Source organism: Nonomuraea sp. NPDC050556, assembly GCF_044457355.1.
Taxonomy (GTDB): Bacteria; Actinomycetota; Actinomycetes; order Streptosporangiales; family Streptosporangiaceae; genus Nonomuraea.
This window is the reverse complement of record NZ_JBITGU010000001.1, coordinates 2,764,368-2,782,502: the sequence shown is the minus strand read 5'-3', so window position 1 is coordinate 2,782,502 and position 18,135 is coordinate 2,764,368. Positions and strand designations below refer to the sequence as shown.

The window sequence follows — 18,135 nt, the reverse complement described above, 5'->3', positions numbered from 1 at the left end:
CCATAAGGAGCAGATCGTGACCATTGACGATACGCGTGCAAAGCCGCGCTTCAGCGTGGAAGACGTCTGGCCCCTCTCGCCGCTGCAGGAGGGAATGCTTTATCACACCGCCCTCGACGAGGGTGGGCCGGACACGTACACGGTGCAGACCGTGTACGGCATCGACGGTCCGCTGGACGCCGCGCGGCTGAGGGCGTCGTGGCAGGCGCTCGTGGACCGGCATGCCGCGCTGCGGGCGCATTTCCGCTATGTCAGCGGCGCGCAGATGGTGCAGGTCATCGCGCGAAACGCGGAGATCCCATGGCGCGAGACGGATCTTTGCGGGCTGCCGGACGACGTCCTCGACAGCGAGGTGGACCGGCTGGCGGCGGACGAGCTGGCCGAGCGCCTGCCCATCGAGGCGGCCCCACTGATGAAGCTGCACCTCATCCGGCTCGGCCCGGCGAGCCACCGGCTCGTGCACACCCTGCACCATGTCCTGCTGGACGGCTGGTCGATGCCGATCATTCACCGCGAGCTGGCCGCGATCTACGCGGCGGGCGGTGACGCGTCCGGACTGCCTCCCGCCGTGTCCTACCGGGAGTACCTCGCCTGGCTGGGCCGGCAGGACAAGGAGGCGTCCCGGGCGGCCTGGCGAGAGGAGCTCGCGGGACTGGACACGCCCACTCTGGTCGCCCCGGCCGATCCGGCCCGCGTGCCGGACATGGGTACCTCGGTGGTCGAGCTCTCCAGGGAGCTGACGGATCGCCTGTCGCGGCTGGCGCGCGGCCACGGCCTCACCTTGAACACCGTCGTCCAGGGTGCGTGGGCCGTGGTCCTGTCGCAGCTCGCCGGCCGCACCGACGTGGTGTTCGGCGCGACCGCCTCGGGGCGGCCCGCCGAGCTGGCCGGTGTGGAGTCGATGGTCGGGCAACTGCTCAACACCCTGCCGGTACGTGTCCGGCTCGAAGGCGGCCGGCGGGTCGTCGAGCTACTCGCCGAGCTGCAGCGGAACCAGTCGGCACTCATGGCCCACCAGCATCTCGGCTTGCAGGAGGCGCAGGCAGCCGCCGGAGCCGGGGCGGTCTTCGACACGCTCGTCATCTATGAGAACTTCCCCCGCCAGGGACTCGGCCGAGCGGAGGAGGACGGCGCCCTGGCCCTGCGCCCGGTGCGGCGGGGGCGCAACTCCTCGCACTACCCGTTCACGCTGATCACCGGGCCCGGCGAGGAGATGCCGCTCATCCTCGACTACGACCGTGGCCTCTTCGACCAGGCGACCGCCGACTCGGTCGTGGGTGCGCTGGCTCGCGTGCTGGAGCAGCTGGTCGCCGAGCCCGATATCCTCGTCGGCCGCCTGACGCTGCTGAGCGAGGCCGAGCGCGCCCTGGTGGTGGAGAACTGGAACGCGACGGCGGGCCCCAGGCCGGGGAAGTCCGTGATCGAGATGTTCGGGCGGCGGGTGGCCGCGGCGCCTGACGCGGTGGCGATCACCGATGCCGGCGGCACGGACCTGACCTATGCCGAGGTCGACCAGGCGTCGAACCGGCTGGCCGGCCACCTCGCCGGGCGTGGTGTCGGCCGCGGCGACCGCGTCGGCGTGGCCATGGACAGGTCGCCCGACCTGCTGATCGCGTTCCTGGCGATCTGGAAGGCGGGCGCCGCGTACGTCCCGGTGGACGTCGAGTACCCGGCCGACCGGATCGCGTTCGTTCTCGCCGACTCCGGTGTCTCGGCCGTCCTGTGCACGCAGGCCACCAGGGGAGTGGCGCCGGCGAACGCGATCGTCCTCGACGCGCCGGAGACCCGCGCGGCCGTAGACGGGGGTGCCGCCACGGCGCCGGAGATCCAGCTGAGCGCCGACGACCTGGCGTACGTGATGTACACCTCGGGCTCCACCGGCCTCCCGAAGGGCGTGGCGATCCCCCACGGGGCCGTGGCCGGCCTGGCGGGCGACGAGGGCTGGCAGATCGGCCCAGGCGACAGCGTCCTGATGCACGCGACGCACGTTTTCGACCCTTCGCTCTACGCGATGTGGGTGCCGCTCGCCATGGGCGGCCGGGTCGTGCTTACCGAGCCGGGAGTGCTCGACGCGCGCGGGGTGAGACAGGCCGTCGAACGAGGCGCGACCTTCGTCCATCTCACCGCCGGCGCCTTCCGCGCCCTCGCGGAATCGTCCCCGGACTGTTTCGCGGGCCTCGTCGAGATCGGGACCGGTGGTGACGTGGTTCCGCCGCAGTCCGTGGAGAACCTGCGGCGGGCCCTGCCCGGCCTGCGGGTGCGCAACACCTACGGACCGACCGAGACCACCCTGTGCGCGACGTGGAAGCCGATCGAGCCAGGTGCGGCGGTCGGACGGGAACTGCCGATCGGCCGCCCCATGACGAACCGCAAGATCTACCTCCTCGACGCCTTCCTGCGCCCGGTCCCGCCGGGGGTGGCGGGCGAGCTGTACATCGCGGGCACAGGGCTGGCTCGCGGGTACCTCGGCCGGCCGGATCTGACGGCCGAGCGGTTCGTGGCCGTTCCGGCCTCCGTGGGCCCTTCTTCTCCTGGTGAGCGTATGTACCGCACCGGCGACCTGGCGCGCTGGAACCGCGACGGCGAGGTGGTGTTCCTCGGCCGCACCGACGACCAGGTGAAGATCCGCGGCTACCGGGTGGAGCTCGGCGAGGTGGAATCCGTGCTGGCGGCCCAGCGCGGGGTGATCGAGGCGGTCGTCGTGGCGCGGGAGGACCAGCCGGGCGAAAAGCGGCTGGTCGGCTACTTCATGTCCGACGGAACCGACGCGGGGCCGGCGGAGATCCGGCGGCGAATGGCCGTGGCCCTGCCCGCGTACATGGTTCCCCTGGCAGTCGTCGCCCTGCCCGCTCTGCCTGTCACGCCCAACGGCAAGGTGGATCGCCAGGCCCTGCCCGCCCCCGATCTCGTGGGACGTGCGTCGGACAAGGCACAGGAGAGCGAGACCGAGAAGGTGTTGTGCGCGCTCTTCGCCGAGATCCTCGGCGTCGACCGGGTAGGTGTCGACGACGCCTTCCACGATCTTGGCGGAAGTTCGGCGCTGGCCATGCGGCTCATCGCGCGGATCCGTGAGGAGCTCCACGCGGATCTGCCCATCCGGCAGTTGTTCTCCGCGGCCACACCCGCGGGTATCGCCCGGGCACTGGCCGCGAAGTCACGCCCCCCGCTGGAACCCGCTGAACGGCCGGGCCGGGTACCGCTCACCGCCCGGCAGCTCGACACCTGGCTGCGGGCAAGTCCCGGGGAGGAGGCCGCCGGCCTGCACGTCTCGGTCGCGTTGCGCCTGCGTGGCCGGTTGGACGTACCCGCGCTCGCCGCGGCGCTCGGCGACGTCGCGGCGCGGCACGAGATCCTCAGGACGACCTTCCCCGGACACGCGCAGAGCGTTCACCAGCAGGTACACGACGCCTCGCCGGTAGACCTGACCCCGGTCACCGCCACGGAGGAGAACCTGCCCAGGTTGCTCGCCGAGCTGCGTGAGTCGGTCTTCGACCTCACCCGGGAGGTGCCGTGGCGGAGTGACCTGTTCGAACTCTCCGACAAGGAATACGTCCTGCACCTGATGGTGCACCGGATCCTCGCCGATGACGACTCGCTGGACGTGTTCCTCCGGGACCTGGCGGCCGCGTACGCCGCGCGTCGCGCCGGCCGGGTACCGGAGCGTGCGCCCCTGACGCTGCAGTTCGCGGACTACGCGATCTGGGAGCGGCGCCTGCTTGAGGGCGAGCGCGATGAGGACGGCCTGATCAACGAGCAGATGGTGTTCTGGCGGGACAACCTGGCGGGCATCCACGGAGAGACGGTGCTCCCGTTCGACTACCCCCGGCCCGCTGTCTCGTCGCGGCGGGCCGGCACGGTCTCCTTGCGCCTGGAGGCCGGCCCGCACGCCAGGCTGGCGGAGGCGATGAACGAGTCCGGCGCGCACATGTTCCAGATCGTGCACGCCGCGCTCGCCATGCTGCTGACCAGACTCGGAGCGGGCCACGACCTGGTGATCGGCACGACGCTGCCACGCGACGACGACCTCATCGACCTGGAACCGATGATCGGGCCGTTCGCCCGGCCGCTCGCCCTTCGCACGGACGTCTCGGGCGATCCGGCCTTCCTGGAGGTCGTCACCCGGGCGCAGGAGGCGATCCGGTCCGCGCGCCAGCACCTGGACGTGCCCTTCGCGAGGATCGTCGAGCTGCTCGACCTGCCGGTCTCGCTCTCCCGCCATCCCGTGTTCCAGGTGGGGTTGGAGGTGCACGAGGAGGACATCGGCGCGTGGGACGCGACGGCACTGCCCGCCCTGCGCACCGGCGTCGAACCTGTCGGGCCGGAGGCCATCGAGCTGGATCTCGCTTTCAGGCTCACCGATCGCCGCGACGAGGACGACAGCGAGAACGGCATCGAGGGCACCCTCCACTACGCCGCCGACCTCTTCGATCAGGCCACGGCCGAGTCGCTGGCACGGCGGCTGGTCAGTGTCCTGGAACAGGTGGCGGAGGATCCCCGACGGCGCGTCAGCGACCTGGACGTCCTCCTGGATGACGCGGAACGCGGACGTCCGGCCGAGGCGCCGGCGCTGTGGTCCGAGGCCGTGCCCCCGGTGGCCGCCGACCTGGCCAAGGGCGGTCCGCTTGGCGCGCTCGTGCTCGACGACCGGTTGCGTCCCGCCGTTGCCGGAGGCGTTGGAGAGCTCTACCTCACTGGCCCGGCGGTGGACGCGGGTCCTGGCGACCGAACCATGGCCTGCCCCTTCGGCGCCCCGGGACGGCGAATGGTGCACACGGGCCTGCTCGCCCGCTGGTCGGCCGCGGGCACCCTGATCGTCGTCGGTGAGCAGCGGCGATCGAGTGGCTCGGTGAAGACCGGCACGGGCGACTTCGAGGTACTGCTGCCGCTGCGAGCAGGCGGCAAACGTCCGCCGCTGTACTGCGTCCACGCGAGCGGGGGATTGAGCTGGAACTACGCGCCCCTCCTGCGGAGCCTTCCGTCGAATCAGCCGGTCTACGGAGTGCAGGCGCGCGGCCTGGCTCGTGCGGAACCGCTCGCGGCCGACGTCGAGGAGATGGCGGCCGACTACGTCGAGCAGATCCGCGGCGTGCAGCCGGCCGGGCCGTACCACCTCCTCGGGTGGTCACTGGGCGGGCGGATCGCGCAGGAGATGGCCAGGGTCCTGGAGGAGCAGGGGGAAGAGGTCGGCCTGCTCGCCCTGCTCGACGCCTACCCCACCGACGTGGGCAGGCTCGCGCGCCCGCGCGGCGACGAGGCCGACCAGGAGGCCCAGGACTTCGACAGGCAGCAGGAGCAGCAGGCGGAGCTCGCCGCCGCAGTAGCCACGGAGTCCGGCGCCCGCAAGCGCCTGGACGAGGTTATGCAGCACCTCGCCAGAGTCGGGCCGTCGCATACCTCCCGAAGCTTCGGCGGCGACATCCTGCTCTTCGTCGCCACGGTGAACCGCCCCGCCCATCTGCCCGTGGCGGACGCCATCGCGAGCTGGCAACCCCTCACCACCGGAACCATAGAGCCCCACGAGATCGAAATCGACCACATGCAGATGCTGCAGCCTGCGGCGATGGCCCAGATCGGGGCCGTCGTCGCCGGGAAACTCCGGCCCCGGCCGGACGGCGAAAGGACACGATGATGACCAACCCGTTCGACAACGAAGACGGTTCCTTTCTCGTGCTCGTCAACGACGAAGGACAGCACTCGATCTGGCCCTCGTTCGCGGAGGTGCCGCTGGGCTGGACCCGCGTCCACGGCGAGGTCGGCCGCCAGGAATGCCTCGCCTACGTCGAGGCGAACTGGACGGACATCCGGCCGAAGAGCCTCATCGCGGAAGCCGGCGCCTGAACGAGGGTGTCCAGCCGCTCGAAGTGGACGGTTGGACGGGCTCGGCGCCCGTCCGACCGACCTGAGACAACCGTTGAGGCGGAAGGACCTGTGACGTGGAAGCGTTCGAGGAGCTCAACGTCGTCCTGCCCGGGGAGCTTCACTGGAGGGACCGGTTCGATCCGGTACGACAGCTCCAATCCCTCATGGCCGAGGGCCGGATGACCAAGCTGGGCACCGAGGGATCCCCCGGAGGGCGGACCGCGTGGCTTGCCACCGGGTTCGACGAGGTCCGGCAGGTTCTGGGCTCGGACAGGTTCAGCTCCAGGTTGCTGTACGGCGGGACCGCGGCCGGAATAACCTTTCCCGGCTTCATCACCCAGTACGACCCGCCGGAGCACACGCGACTGCGCCGGGTGGTCTCGTCCGCGTTCACCGTCCGGCGGATGGAGAGGTTCCGGCCGCAGGTCGATCGGGTCGTCGAGGACAGCCTGGACGCCATCGAGTCCATCGGTGGCCCGCTGGACTTCGTCCCGCATTTCGGGTGGTCCATCGCGACGACGGCGACCTGCGACTTCCTCGGCATTCCACGTGATGATCAGGCAGAACTGTCACGCAGCCTCCACGCCACCCGGTCTCGACGGGCAGCCAGCAGGCGCGGAGTCGCGGGAAACAAGTTCATGACGTACATGGGCCAGATCGTGGCTCGCACGCGTCGCGATCCCGGTGACGACATGCTCAGTGTCGTGGTGCGCGAACACGGGGGCGAGATCACCGACGCGGAGCTGACGGGGCTGGCCGCGTTCGTCATGGGCGCGGGCGGCGATCAGGTGGCTCGTTTCCTCGCGGCGGGCGCGTGGCTGATGGTCGAAGCCCCCGAGCAGTTCGCTCCGCTTCGGAAGAATCCGGCCGTCGTCCCCGACTGGCTGGAGGAGATGGTCCGCTATCTCACGATCGACGAGAAGCTCACTCCGCGTATCGCGCTGGAGGACGTGCTCATCGGTGATTGCACTGTAAAAGCAGGCGATACCGTCACGTGCTCTCTGCTGGGCGCGAACCGGCGAAACTTCCCTGGCTCGGACGATCAGTTCGACATCACCCGCGAGAGAACGCCGCATGTCGCGTTCGGGCACGGCATCCACCATTGTCTCGGCAGACCCCTGGCCGAGCTCATTTTCCGGTCGGCGATTCCGGCTCTGGCACAGCGCTTTCCCGCACTTCGGCTGGCCAAGCCCGAGCAGGAGATCAAGCTGGGGCCGCCGCCGTTCGATGTGAAAGCTCTGCTGCTCGACTGGTAACGCAGGAAGCTGAGGAGAATCATGGTAGTTCCGCTGCCACATCAGCGGCTGAGGCTCGATCCCATGCCGGTGCTCTTCGACCTGCAGGAGGATGGGCCGCTGCACGAATATGACACGGAGCCGGGGCTGGACGGCCACAGGCAATGGCTCGTCACCGGATATGACGAAGCCATTGAGATTCTCGCCGACGCCAACCGGTTCAGCTCGATGCGACCGGTCGATGACGAGGCGGATCGAGCTTGGTTGCCGGGAATCCTGCAGTCGTACGATCCGCCTGATCACACCCGGTTGCGCAGGACGGTGACCAGGGCGAACACCGCCCGGCGGATTGAGGGTCTGCGACCTGGCGTCGAAGAGATCGTCGAAGACTGCTTGGACGATCTGGAGAGCATGGGGTCACCGGTCGACTTCGTCCGGAACGCCGCATGGCCCATCCCGGCGCTGATCGCCTGCGACTTCCTTGGCGTCCCTCGTGACGATCGGGCTGAGTTGTCGAGAATGTTCCGGGAGAGCCGGGAGAGCCGGGTCCCCAGGCAGCGGAACCTGTCGGGTCTGGGCATCGTCGACTACGCCAGAAAGCTCGCAGCCCGCGAACGCCGCGATCCCGGCCCAGGAGTGATCGGTGGCATCGTGCGCGAGCACGGAGACGAGGTCGCCGACGAGGAGCTGGCAGGGCTCGTCGAGGGGATCATGATCGGGGCGGTCGAGCAGATGGCCTCGCAACTGGCGATCGCGGTGCTTCTCCTCGTGGCCCATCCCGCCCAGATGGCGTTGCTCCACGAGCGGCCGGAACTCGTGGACAGCGCGACCGAGGAAGTGTTCCGCTACGCGTCGATCGTCGAGACCCCCTCTCCCCGGACCGCGCTCGTCGATACGCGCCTGGCCGGACGTGACATCCACGCCGGTGACGTCCTGACCTGCTCGATTCTCGCGGGCAATCGTGCGCGGGGGGACCGGTTCGACATCACGCGGGAGAACCTCGATCACATCGCGTTCGGGCATGGCGTCCACTACTGCATCGGGGCGCCGCTGGCCAGGCTCCAGATGCGAGTGGCGTTGCCGGCGGTGGTCCGCCGGTTTCCGTCGCTCCGGCTGGCGGTCCCTGAAGAGGACCTGCGGTTCAAGCCGGGGAAGCCGGCCCCCTTCGCCGTAGAGGAGCTTCCCGTTGAGTGGTGACGACTCGCGGCCTGTCCATATCCGTCGGCGGGACTTGGATCCGGCGGACGAACTGCGCGCCGCCGGAACGCTGACGAGGATCACCATCGGATCAGGAGCGGACGTGGAGGCCACCTGGCTGGCCACGGGGTACACCGTCGTGCGGCAGGTGCTCGGCGATCACCAGCGGTTCAGCACCCGGCGCCGCTGGAACCAACGGGACGAGATCGGCGGAAGGGGCACCTTCCGGCCGCGTGAGCTGGTCGGGAACCTGATGGACTACGACCCGCCCGAGCACACGCGGCTCCGGCAGAAGCTGACTCCGGGATTCACGCTGCGCCGGATGCGGCGGCTGGAGCCGTATATCGAACAGATCGTGACCGAACGTCTCGATGCCTTGGAACGGGCGGGTCCGCCTGCGGATCTGGTCGAACTCGTCGCCGACGAGGTGCCTGCGGCCGTGCTGTGCGAGCTGATCGGGGTGCCACGAGATGACCGCACCATGTTCACGCGGTTGTGTCACGGGCATCTCGACGCCTCGCGAAGCCAGAAGAAGCGGGCGGCCGCCGGCGCGGCGTTCTCCCGCTACCTGCTGGCCATGATCGCCAGGGAGCGGAAGGATCCCGGCGAGGGGCTGCTCGGAGCCGTCCTGGCCGAATATGGTGACACGGCCACGGACGAGGAGCTGAGGGGCTTCTGCGTTCAGGTGATGCTGGCCGGCGACGACAACATCTCCGGCATGATCGGACTGGGCGTGCTGGCGCTGCTCAGGCACCCTGAGCAGATCGCCGCGTTGAGGGGCGACCATCATTCGGTGGATCGGGCGGTTGACGAGCTGATCCGGTACCTGACGGTCCCCTATGCCCCGACACCCCGAGTCGCCATGGAGGACGTCACCATCGGGGACCGGGTGATCAGGAAGGGCGAGACCGTCTCCTGCTCTCTCCCCATGGCCAACCGTGACCCCACCCTGCTGCCGGATGCGGACCGCCTCGATGTCTGGCGCGAGACCGTCCCCCACGTCGCGTTCGGGCACGGCATCCATCATTGCCTGGGAGCCGCTCTGGCCCGCATCGAACTGCGAACGGTCTATACCGCCCTGTGGCAACGTTTTCCCACATTGAGGCTTGCTGATCCCGACCAGGAACCCATGTTCCGGTTGACTACCCCTGCCTATGGATTAACCAGTCTGATGGTTGCCTGGTAATCGAAAGCGCGATTCGTCCATTATGAGACGCTGGAAATATCGTCTGACGGCGGCAAGGATCAGATCATCTGAGCGTCCGGGTCGGCAGCGAATGGAGTTTCGACTCGCGTATGGATGACGGTATCGATGAGGGCGCGCCGATTGTGCAGCCGACGGCGAATTACATGATGAGAACGCATTGCGATCCGCATGAGGACATGTTCGCGCTCAGGGCGTACGGCCCGCTGGTGCGTATAGGCGGGGATGCGGCTACTCAGCTGCGTGTGGACTATGTCTGGCAGGCCATGGGATACGACGTCGTGCGCAGGATACTCGGCGACCACGAGAACTTCACGACGCGCCCTCGGTGGAGTTCGGCGCAATCGATCGGCGAAGAGCCCGTGCCGCCGAATCTCGTCGGCCAGCTGTCGGTATATGACCCGCCTGAGCACACGCGGCTGCGCGGGATGCTGACATCGGAGTTCACGGCCCGCCGGATCCGCCGGCTGGAGCCCGCCATGCAAGAACTCATCGAAGACCGCATCGACGAGATGGTGGCCGAGGGGCCGCCAGCGGACATCCAGGCGCTGTTCGCCGATCCGCTCGGCGGGGGAGTGCTGTGTGAGCTGCTCGGCATCCCGCGTGACGATCGGATCGAGTTCATCCGGCGCGTCAGGCAGAACGTTGATCTCAGCCGCGGGTTCAGGGCCCGTGCGGCCGACAGCGCGGCGTTCAACCGGTATCTGAACGGCCTCATCGTCCGGCAGCGGAAGGACCCCGATGAGGGGTTCATCGGCATGCTGGTGCGAGAACACGGAGAGGATGTCACGGACGAGGAGCTGAAGGGCGTACTCACGGCGCTGATCCTGGGTGGTGTCGAAACGGTCGCGGGGATGATCGGCTTCGGAGTTCTCGCGCTGCTGGATCATCCCGACCAGAGACAGTTGCTCCTCGCCGGACGCGAGGAGGCCGATCGCGTGGTCGGTGAACTGATGCGTTTTCTGTCGCCCGTGCAGCAGCCGAATCCACGGCTGGCCGTCAGGGACGTGGTCATCGACGGCCATCGGATCAAAGCGGGGGATTACGTCCTGTGCTCCATTCTGATGGCGAACCGCGATGAGGCGCTGACGCCGAATGCGAATGTCCTCGACGTGAGCCGTGATGGCGGCTCGCACGTCGGGTTCGGGCACGGCATTCATTACTGCATAGGCGCGGCGATAGCACGGACGCTGCTGCGAATGGCCTACCAGAGCCTGTGGCGCAGGCTCCCCGGGCTGCGCCTGGCGGTATCCGCCGAGGAAGTGAAGTTCCGTAACGCGTTCATCGACTGTCCGGACCAGTTGCCGGTCACCTGGTAGCGGGCGACAGGCGATACGCGCGGCACCGTGTGGCTTCGAAGGAGCCGCAGCAGAAAGGAGAAGCCGGTGGAAGAGTTCGATGTGGTGGTCGCCGGGGGCGGCCCGGGCGGCTCGACCGTGGCGTCGCTGGTGAGCATGCAGGGTCATCGGGTGCTGCTGTTGGAGAAGGAGGTCTTTCCGCGGTACCAGATCGGCGAGTCGTTGTTGCCCTCGACGGTGCACGGGGTGTGCCGGATGCTCGGCGTGACGGACGAGCTCGCCAAGGAAGGGTTTCCCGTCAAGCGGGGAGGCACGTTCCGGTGGGGGACGCGGCCGGAGCCGTGGACCTTCTCGTTCTCCGTCTCCCCGCGGATCACGGGTCCGACGACTTTCGCCTACCAGGTGGAGCGGGCGCGGTTCGACGAGATCCTGCTCAACAACGCCAAAACCAAAGGCGTGGTGGTGCGTGAGGGGTGTTCTGTCACCGAGGTGATCGAAGACGGCGATCGGGTGACCGGCCTGCGTTACGTCGATCCTGACGGTGGCGAGCATGCGGTGTCCGCACGCTTCGTGATCGATGCGTCGGGCAACAAGAGCCGGCTGTACTCCAGCGTCGGCGGCACCCGGAATTACTCGGAGTTCTTCCGCAGCCTGGCGCTGTTCGGCTACTTCGAGGGCGGCAAGCGGCTGGCGGCTCCGTATTCAGGCAACATCCTGAGCGTGGCCTTCGACAGCGGCTGGTTCTGGTACATCCCGTTGAGCGACACGCTGACCAGCGTAGGCGCGGTGGTCCGCCGGGAGATGGCGGACAAGATCCAGGGAGATCGAGAGAAGGCGCTGGCCACATTGATCGCCGAGTGCCCGCTGATCTCGGAGTACCTGTCGCAGGCGCGCCGGGTGACGACCGGCAAGTACGGAGAGCTGCGGGTCCGCAAGGACTACTCCTACCACCAGACGCAGTTTTGGCGGCCCGGGATGATTCTGGTGGGCGATGCCGCGTGCTTCGTGGATCCGGTGTTCTCCTCCGGAGTGCATCTGGCCACCTACAGCGGCCTGCTGGCGGCCCGGTCGATCAACAGCATCCTGGCCGGTGACGTGGACGAGAAGGCCGCCCTGACCGAGTTCGAGGCACGGTACCGCCGCGAGTACGGCGTGTATTACGAGTTCCTTCTGGCGTTCTACGAGATGAATGTGAACGAGGAATCGTATTTCTGGCACGCCAAGAAGGTCACCAAGAACAACGAGTACACGGAGCTGGAGTCGTTCGTGGACCTGGTGGGCGGCTTGTCCTCCGGTGAGTCGGTGCTGGTGACCCCAGGGCGGATCGCCGAGCGCAGCGCCGAGTTCGCCGCGGCCGTCGATGAGATGGCCGACGGCGACGAGTCCAGCATGGTCCCGCTGTTCAAGTCACAGGTGGTCAAACAGGTGATGCAGGAGGGCGGGCAGGAGCAGATGCGGGCGGTACTCGGTGAAGACGCGGAACCCGAGCAGCCGCTTTTCCCCGGCGGGCTGGTGACCTCACCCGACGGAATGAAATGGCTGACACACCATCCCGCGTAGGGCTCTCGCCTTTCGATCGATTCACCGGACGTCAGATCTCGGAACGCGACCGGTGACTGCCCGGATCGGCATCACGGAACAGGGATACGACATGCGTGTGTTGTTGTCGACGTCCGGATCACGCGGAGACGTCGAACCGCTGCTGGCGCTGGCGGTCCGGCTGCGGGCACTCGGCGCGGAGATACGGATGTGCGCACCGCCGGACTGCGCGGAGCGACTGGCCGAGGTCGAGGTGCCGATGGTGCCGGTCGGCACCTCGATGCGCGCGATGATGCACGGGAAGAAACCGCCCTCGCTCAAGGACATGCCGCGGCTGGATGCCGAGGCGATCGCCACGCAGCTCGAGCAGGTCCCGCCGGCCGCCGAGGGGTGTGATGCGATGGTGGTGAGCGGCGGGCTGTCGGCGGCGGTCGGCGTCCGGTCGGTGGCCGAGAAACTGGGCATCCCTTACGTCTACGTCTTCTACTGCCCCATCTACGTGCCGTCGCCGTACTACCCGCCGCCGCCGCCCCTCGGTGAGCGGCCCGCGCAGGACGTGACCGACAACCGGATGCTGTGGGACCGGAACAACCAGGGTGCCCACAAGCGGTTCGGCGACGCGCTCAACAGCCAGCGCGCCTCGATCGGCCTGCCACCGGTGGAGAACATCTTCACCTACGGCTATACCGATCACCCCTTGCTGGCCGCGGACCCGGTCCTGGCCCCGCTGCAGCGTACGGACCTCGACGTCGTGCAGACCGGTGCGTGGATCATGCCCGACGAACGGCCCCTTCCGGCCGAGGTGGAGGCGTTCCTGGAGGCCGGGCCACCGCCGGTGCACGTGGAGTTCGGCAGCGGCCCCGCACCCGCTGACGCCGCGAGGGCGGCCGTCGAGGCGATCCGGGCCCATGGCCGCCGGGTGATCGTCTCCCGCGGTTGGGCCGACCTGGCCCCGCCCGACGACCGGAGCGACTGCCTCACCGTCGGCGAAGTGAACCACCAGGTGTTGTTCGGCCGGGTGGCCGCCGTCGTCCACGCCGGCAGCGCGGGCATAACGACCGCGGCCACCCGGGCAGGCGCCCCCCAGGTCGTGGTGCCGCAGATGACCGACCAGCCGTACTACGCCGGTCGGGTGGCCGACCTGGGCATCGGTGTGGCACACGAGGGGCGGGTTCCGACCGTGGAGACCCTGTCAGCCGCACTCACCACGGCTCTGTCTCCAGAGACTCGCGCGCGGGCGATCGACGTGGCCGGAAAGATCCGCGCCGACGGGGCGAGCGTGGCCGCGGAACTTCTGCTCGACACGGCCGGGGACGCCAGGCCGAACGGAACGGAGTGACGATGGATTCCGAGAGCGTACGCAGGGAGCTGCGGCTGGGGGAGAACACCGCGGCGTGGCTCTCCCGGATCGATGAGCTCGGACCGCCTCCGGAGCCGGTACGGCTGCCGCGGGGCGATGAGGCGCGTGATCTTCTGCGGCGGCTGGAGGTGCCGGCTCTCGACGTCGAGGAGATCGTGGCGGCCACCCCCGACCCCGATCGCGACCCTGCCCTGTGGTGGCTGCTCGAGCGCGCCCACCACGAGATCGTCCATCGGATGGGCGACTTCAAGGTGAAGGTACGAGGTGGGCCTACCCTGCCGAGCGAGGCCGGGGACGCCGCACGCTTCTTCCACGCGTACGTCTTCCTCGCGACGATTCCGGCGGTGCGCAGCTTCCACGCGACCCGGGACATCCCGGAAGCGACCACGTGGGAGACCCTGACGCAGCTCGGGGAATCGGTCGCGATCCATCGCCGCAAGCATGGCGAGGGTGGCACGAACATGCCGTGGTGGCTCACCTTCCTCCTGCGCGGCTTGGTCTACCGGCTCGGCCGTCTCCAGTTCTCCCTGGCCGTCGCGAGGGGCGGCTCGCCCGTCCTCGGCATGCACATCCCCGAGGTGGGGGGACCGTTGATACCTGAGATCTACTACGACTCGCTACGCCGTGCCCGGCCGTTCTTCGATCGGCATTTTCCCGAGCACGGTGCCCGGACGGCGACGGGCACATCGTGGCTGCTCGATCCGCAGCTGGCCGAGTATCTCGCCGAGGACTCCCATATCCTGCAACTCCGACGCGACTGGACGCTCATCGACGCCGAACCGGAGGACGGGGACGATGCGATCTTGGAGTTCGTCTTCCGCTACAACGGCCAGCCGCTGGAGGAGCTTCCTCAGCGCTCGGCGCTGGAGAGGGCGGTGGTCACCCATTTGCAGGCGGGGCGTCACTGGCACCAGCTGAGCGGCAGGATCGAGCTGCCCTAGCCGTACTGACCCCAGAGGGTGGAGTACGGTGCCCTGGCGACGGGCCGCCTCGGAAGGTGCCGGGGTGCGCGCGACACGGCCGGCCAGCCGTGCGGCGGCCTCAGTCATGTCAGCCCGCGCCACCGATCACGGTAGGGGAGTCAGCGGGCGCCGGGGTGGGGTAGCCGTCGGGGTGGCGTGCCACCGCTCTCCGGGCGGTGTTCGAAGTGCCACCACTCGTTGTCGTAGATGCGGTAGAGGTCGTAGCGGGCGCCGCGCAGCTCAAGCCAGCGCGCGCCTTCGTGGGGGCGTACGTCCAGGGCTGTGCCTTTGACGTGGTTGGATTCCGCCGGCAGCGCCACGAACCTTCGTGCCGAGGCCACGGACCCGGTGCGGCGGACCTCCTCGTCGAACATCCGTTGCTGGACCGAGGGAGCGCGGTATCCCGAAGTGAGACCGATGAGCTGACCGTGCTGCCACAGCGCCTCGGCCCGCGCCGCGGTGAACGCCGCCTTGGCCCCGTCGGTGAGCCCGGTGAGATCCTCGGCCGGGAACCGCATCCCCAAGGCCCAGCGGCAGGCCAGTTCGCGGGCGCGGCCGGGCCGGCGGACGAACGCCGCGGGCAGCAGGAGTACGGCGAGCACCCGCGTGAGCGCGGCGTACATCCGGTCTCGGGCCCGAGGCGGGAGAGTGCGTGGTTCGTTGCCGTCGCCCCTGACGGCATCGCCGGGTGCGGCGGATTCGTGCGAACCCGCACCGGCCTGGACGACCACGGCATGGGTGGCCGGTGGCCATCGTCTTCTCCGCACACTGCTCCTTGAGTTTGGTGACATACACCAGTTCTACGGAGCCGGAGGTGACACGAAGGTCAGAGAACGTGTGACCGCTCTGTGACCGCGGAACTCAGATGCGATATCCCTCGCGTGAGACGGTTTCGATCAGCGGCGGCTGGCCGAGCTTCGACCGCAGCCGGTTGATCGTCGCCTTCACGGTCGTGGTGAAGGGGTCGGCCTGCTCATCCCAAACCCGTTCGAGCAGCTCCTCAGCCGACACCACCCGGCCGCGCGCGGTCAGCAGATGCTCCAGGACCGCCAGTTCCTTGGTGGTCAACGGCAGCCGCATGCCGCCCCTGACCGCCACCCGCTGCGCCGGATCGAGCCGCAGATCTCCGTGGACCAGGATCGGCGGCGCAGGAGGGTGCGCACGCCTGCCCAGAGCGCGGATGCGCGCCACCAGCTCGGCGAAGGCGAACGGCTTCGGCAGATAGTCGTCGGCGCCCAGGCTCAGGCCCGCCACCCGGTCAGCGGTCGTTCCCGACGCGGTGAGCATCAGCACCCGGGTCCTACGATCGTCTGCCGCGATCTCAGCGCAGAGCTCGTCGCCGTGGCGGCCGGGAATATCCCGATCGAGGATCACAACGTCGTAGTCGATCACGGAGATGCGCTCCTGGGCGTCATCGCCATCATGACTGACATCGACGGCCATGCCCTCGCGACGCAGCACCCGTACCACCGAATCAGCCAGGTCGACGTGGTCCTCCACCACCAGAACGCGCATCGTGTCGCCGTCTCGATCGGGGGCCGTTCAGTCTGACACGGTATCCAGCGTCTGGTCGATCTCCGAGTGAGCACCGGGAACCGGCGGGACGTGCCAGCCGTGGAAGCGGAGCGCCTTGGCGAGCCTGCCGGTGTCTTCCGGCCGCACGGAGACCTCAACCACACCGACCGGCAGGCCGGCCGAGTGCTCCAAGCGGATGTCCTCGATGTTGACATCGGCAAGCCCCGCTGCGTTGAAGAGCCTTGCCAGCTCTCCAGGCCGGTCCTGCAGGACCACCTGGATCACCGTGTAGTCACGCGCCGGGCCGCCGTGCTTGTCGGGGATCCGGCCGTGGCCGACCACGCCTCGCCGCAGCAGATCCGTCACGTCATCGAGATCGCCGGACCGCAGCGCCGAGGCCGCCGCAGCGAGATCGGCCGCGATCCGCTCCAGCACCCCGGCCACCGGCAGGGCGTTCCGGGAGAGAATCATCTGCCACAGCTCGGGATTCCCCGCGGCGATACGCGTCACATCTCGCAGCCCCTGCCCCACCAGCCCCAGAGCGACGGCGTCGCCGTCCTCCAGGCGCGCCGCCACCGCGGACGCGGCCACGTGCGGAGCGTGCGACACCAGCGCCACCGCCGCGTCGTGCTCGCCCGCGCTCACGGTCACGGCCTCCGCCCCACACATCGAAACCAGCTCCCTGGCCAGCAGCACGGCATCCGCATCCGTCTCAGGGCGAGGGCAGAGCGCCCAGGGACGCCCCAGGAACAGATCGGCGCGGGCGGCGGCCGGGCCGGACCGTTCCCGGCCGGCAAGCGGGTGTCCGGGGACATAGGAGGTCAGGTCGCAGCCGAGCCGCTCCGCGTCGGCGATCGGATCGACCTTGACGCTGGTCACATCGGTGTACGCCCGCGCGGCCCCCCGCTTCTGCAGATCGGCCAGCCGCTGCCCCACATCGGGCGGGGGCACGGCGATCAACGCCAGGTCCACGCTCTGACCGGTCCATTCCTGGCCCGCGCCGAGCGATCGCGCCAGCCGTACGGCATGCGCGTCGACGTCGGAGAGGTAGACCTCCACCCCCTTCTCGCGAAGGGCGAGCGCGGCCGAGGTGCCGATCAGACCAGTGCCGACGATGAGCGTCTTCTCCAGGGTCACGGCTACTTCTTATGCCCGTGCACTGGGCGATGTCCATCGGCGGAGCCTGGGCACTGCGCCATTTACACATGCTGGATCGCCGAGCGAATCAGGTGGCCACCGGCGCCATTGATGTGTCAATCCATTTCATTACTCGGCAGGCAGGAGGTGGCCGAGTGCCTTTCTGGATTCACGCCTGTCCATTGTCAAAGGACAGGCGGCCCGCATGGGGCGAAGGCACACCCCCTCTGCGTGGGGGCGAGCCTTCGCCCCATCCGGCGGAACCTCGCCGTCGGCCTGCCGGACTCCTTGGGCAGCTCAGCATGGCCGCCGCGACAGCATGCCCGGCGCGGACCACCCGCCATCCGGACCGGGATCACCCTCACCTGGCAACCGGCATCATGCCCGAAACCGGGCGGCCACCGAGGCCCCGCCGGGCTCGCGACGGCGGCGTCTGCCAATACCCCGGATTAACACGGATGGTAACCGCCCCGATTCAGTCCGAGTAATCACCAGGATAATCCCCAGTTGTGCGACGGAGGTACCGGTCCTTTGGATCGGTCTTATCTGAGACTAGGGGGGTGCATGTCCGGGATAGGGGGTGGTTCGAGGTGTGCAGCTCCTTTAACATTCCTGAAGAAGACCTAACCGAAAGTCGGAGTGATCGGAATGCTAACGGGAAGCGTTCTGCAATTCGATAAGGTGCGTGGCTACGGATTCGCGGCGGCAGTGTTCAATTCCATGCCGTGCAGAGTTGCCGAAGAAATGGGGATGCGGGACATTCTCCCGCCAGAGTACATGGCCGATGGGTCCGTGCATCTCTCACTGGGGAATCCGTGCTTGTCCGTGA

At 68.5% G+C, this 18,135-nt stretch carries 12 protein-coding genes; 9 read left to right on the top strand and 3 right to left on the bottom strand.

From position 1 onward, the window contains the following. The first annotated feature begins 16 nt into the window (after positions 1-16). The 9 genes from ACIBG8_RS13410 (at position 17) to ACIBG8_RS13370 (ending at position 14,633) form a co-directional block, all read left to right on the top strand. The gene (locus ACIBG8_RS13410) at positions 17-5,629 is read left to right on the top strand and encodes an amino acid adenylation domain-containing protein (protein WP_397342966.1); all 5,613 of its coding nucleotides are present in this window, start codon (positions 17-19) and stop codon (positions 5,627-5,629) included. Next, positions 5,629-5,838: an MbtH family protein gene (locus tag ACIBG8_RS13405; protein WP_397342965.1), complete on the top strand. Its 210-nt coding sequence runs from the start codon at positions 5,629-5,631 to the stop codon at positions 5,836-5,838. The genes ACIBG8_RS13410 and ACIBG8_RS13405 overlap by 1 nt, the downstream gene beginning before the upstream one ends. A 95-nt stretch (positions 5,839-5,933) precedes the next feature. After that, on the top strand, positions 5,934-7,115 hold the full coding sequence (locus tag ACIBG8_RS13400; protein ID WP_397342964.1) for a cytochrome P450: 1,182 nt from the start codon (positions 5,934-5,936) through the stop codon (positions 7,113-7,115). A gap of 63 nt (positions 7,116-7,178) precedes the next feature. Then, entirely contained in the window at positions 7,179-8,291 is a 1,113-nt protein-coding gene (locus tag ACIBG8_RS13395; RefSeq protein ID WP_397342963.1) for a cytochrome P450, read from the top strand. Beyond that, a complete protein-coding gene (locus tag ACIBG8_RS13390; protein WP_397342962.1) occupies positions 8,281-9,477 on the top strand; it encodes a cytochrome P450 in 1,197 nt (398 codons plus the stop codon). Before ACIBG8_RS13395 ends, ACIBG8_RS13390 begins: the two co-directional genes overlap by 11 nt. A gap of 110 nt (positions 9,478-9,587) precedes the next feature. After that, positions 9,588-10,814, top strand: a complete 1,227-nt coding sequence (locus ACIBG8_RS13385; protein ID WP_397342961.1) for a cytochrome P450 — start codon at positions 9,588-9,590, stop codon at positions 10,812-10,814. 66 nt (positions 10,815-10,880) lie between these two features. Continuing rightward, on the top strand, positions 10,881-12,353 hold the full coding sequence (locus ACIBG8_RS13380) for a tryptophan halogenase family protein (protein WP_397342960.1): 1,473 nt from the start codon (positions 10,881-10,883) through the stop codon (positions 12,351-12,353). 91 nt (positions 12,354-12,444) lie between these two features. Then, positions 12,445-13,671: a glycosyltransferase gene (locus ACIBG8_RS13375; RefSeq protein WP_397342959.1), complete on the top strand. Its 1,227-nt coding sequence runs from the start codon at positions 12,445-12,447 to the stop codon at positions 13,669-13,671. A 2-nt stretch (positions 13,672-13,673) separates the two neighbouring features. Further along, the gene (locus ACIBG8_RS13370; RefSeq protein ID WP_397342958.1) at positions 13,674-14,633 is read left to right on the top strand and encodes an acyltransferase domain-containing protein; all 960 of its coding nucleotides are present in this window, start codon (positions 13,674-13,676) and stop codon (positions 14,631-14,633) included. Between the two features lie 140 nt (positions 14,634-14,773). On the opposite strand, the gene vanY-N is transcribed toward ACIBG8_RS13370, so the two are convergent. The 3 genes from vanY-N to ACIBG8_RS13355 form a co-directional block, all read right to left on the bottom strand. Next, the gene (gene vanY-N, locus ACIBG8_RS13365) at positions 14,774-15,421 is read right to left on the bottom strand and encodes a D,D-peptidase/D,D-carboxypeptidase VanY-N (protein ID WP_397342957.1); all 648 of its coding nucleotides are present in this window, start codon (positions 15,419-15,421) and stop codon (positions 14,774-14,776) included. A 94-nt stretch (positions 15,422-15,515) separates the two neighbouring features. Continuing rightward, positions 15,516-16,169: a response regulator transcription factor gene (locus tag ACIBG8_RS13360; protein WP_397342956.1), complete on the bottom strand. Its 654-nt coding sequence runs from the start codon at positions 16,167-16,169 to the stop codon at positions 15,516-15,518. A gap of 27 nt (positions 16,170-16,196) precedes the next feature. Beyond that, the gene (locus ACIBG8_RS13355) at positions 16,197-17,306 is read right to left on the bottom strand and encodes a prephenate dehydrogenase (protein ID WP_397342955.1); all 1,110 of its coding nucleotides are present in this window, start codon (positions 17,304-17,306) and stop codon (positions 16,197-16,199) included. Between the last annotated feature and the right edge of the window lie 829 nt (positions 17,307-18,135).

Coding starts and splice junctions, on each gene's coding strand:
- ACIBG8_RS13405 (WP_397342965.1), top strand. CDS start 5,629: ATGACCAACCCGTTCGACAACGAAGACGGTTCCTTTCTCGTGCTCGTC.
- ACIBG8_RS13395 (WP_397342963.1), top strand. CDS start 7,179: ATGCCGGTGCTCTTCGACCTGCAGGAGGATGGGCCGCTGCACGAATAT.
- ACIBG8_RS13385 (WP_397342961.1), top strand. CDS start 9,588: ATGGATGACGGTATCGATGAGGGCGCGCCGATTGTGCAGCCGACGGCG.
- ACIBG8_RS13375 (WP_397342959.1), top strand. CDS start 12,445: ATGCGTGTGTTGTTGTCGACGTCCGGATCACGCGGAGACGTCGAACCG.
- ACIBG8_RS13370 (WP_397342958.1), top strand. CDS start 13,674: ATGGATTCCGAGAGCGTACGCAGGGAGCTGCGGCTGGGGGAGAACACC.
- ACIBG8_RS13360 (WP_397342956.1), bottom strand. CDS start 16,169: ATGCGCGTTCTGGTGGTGGAGGACCACGTCGACCTGGCTGATTCGGTG.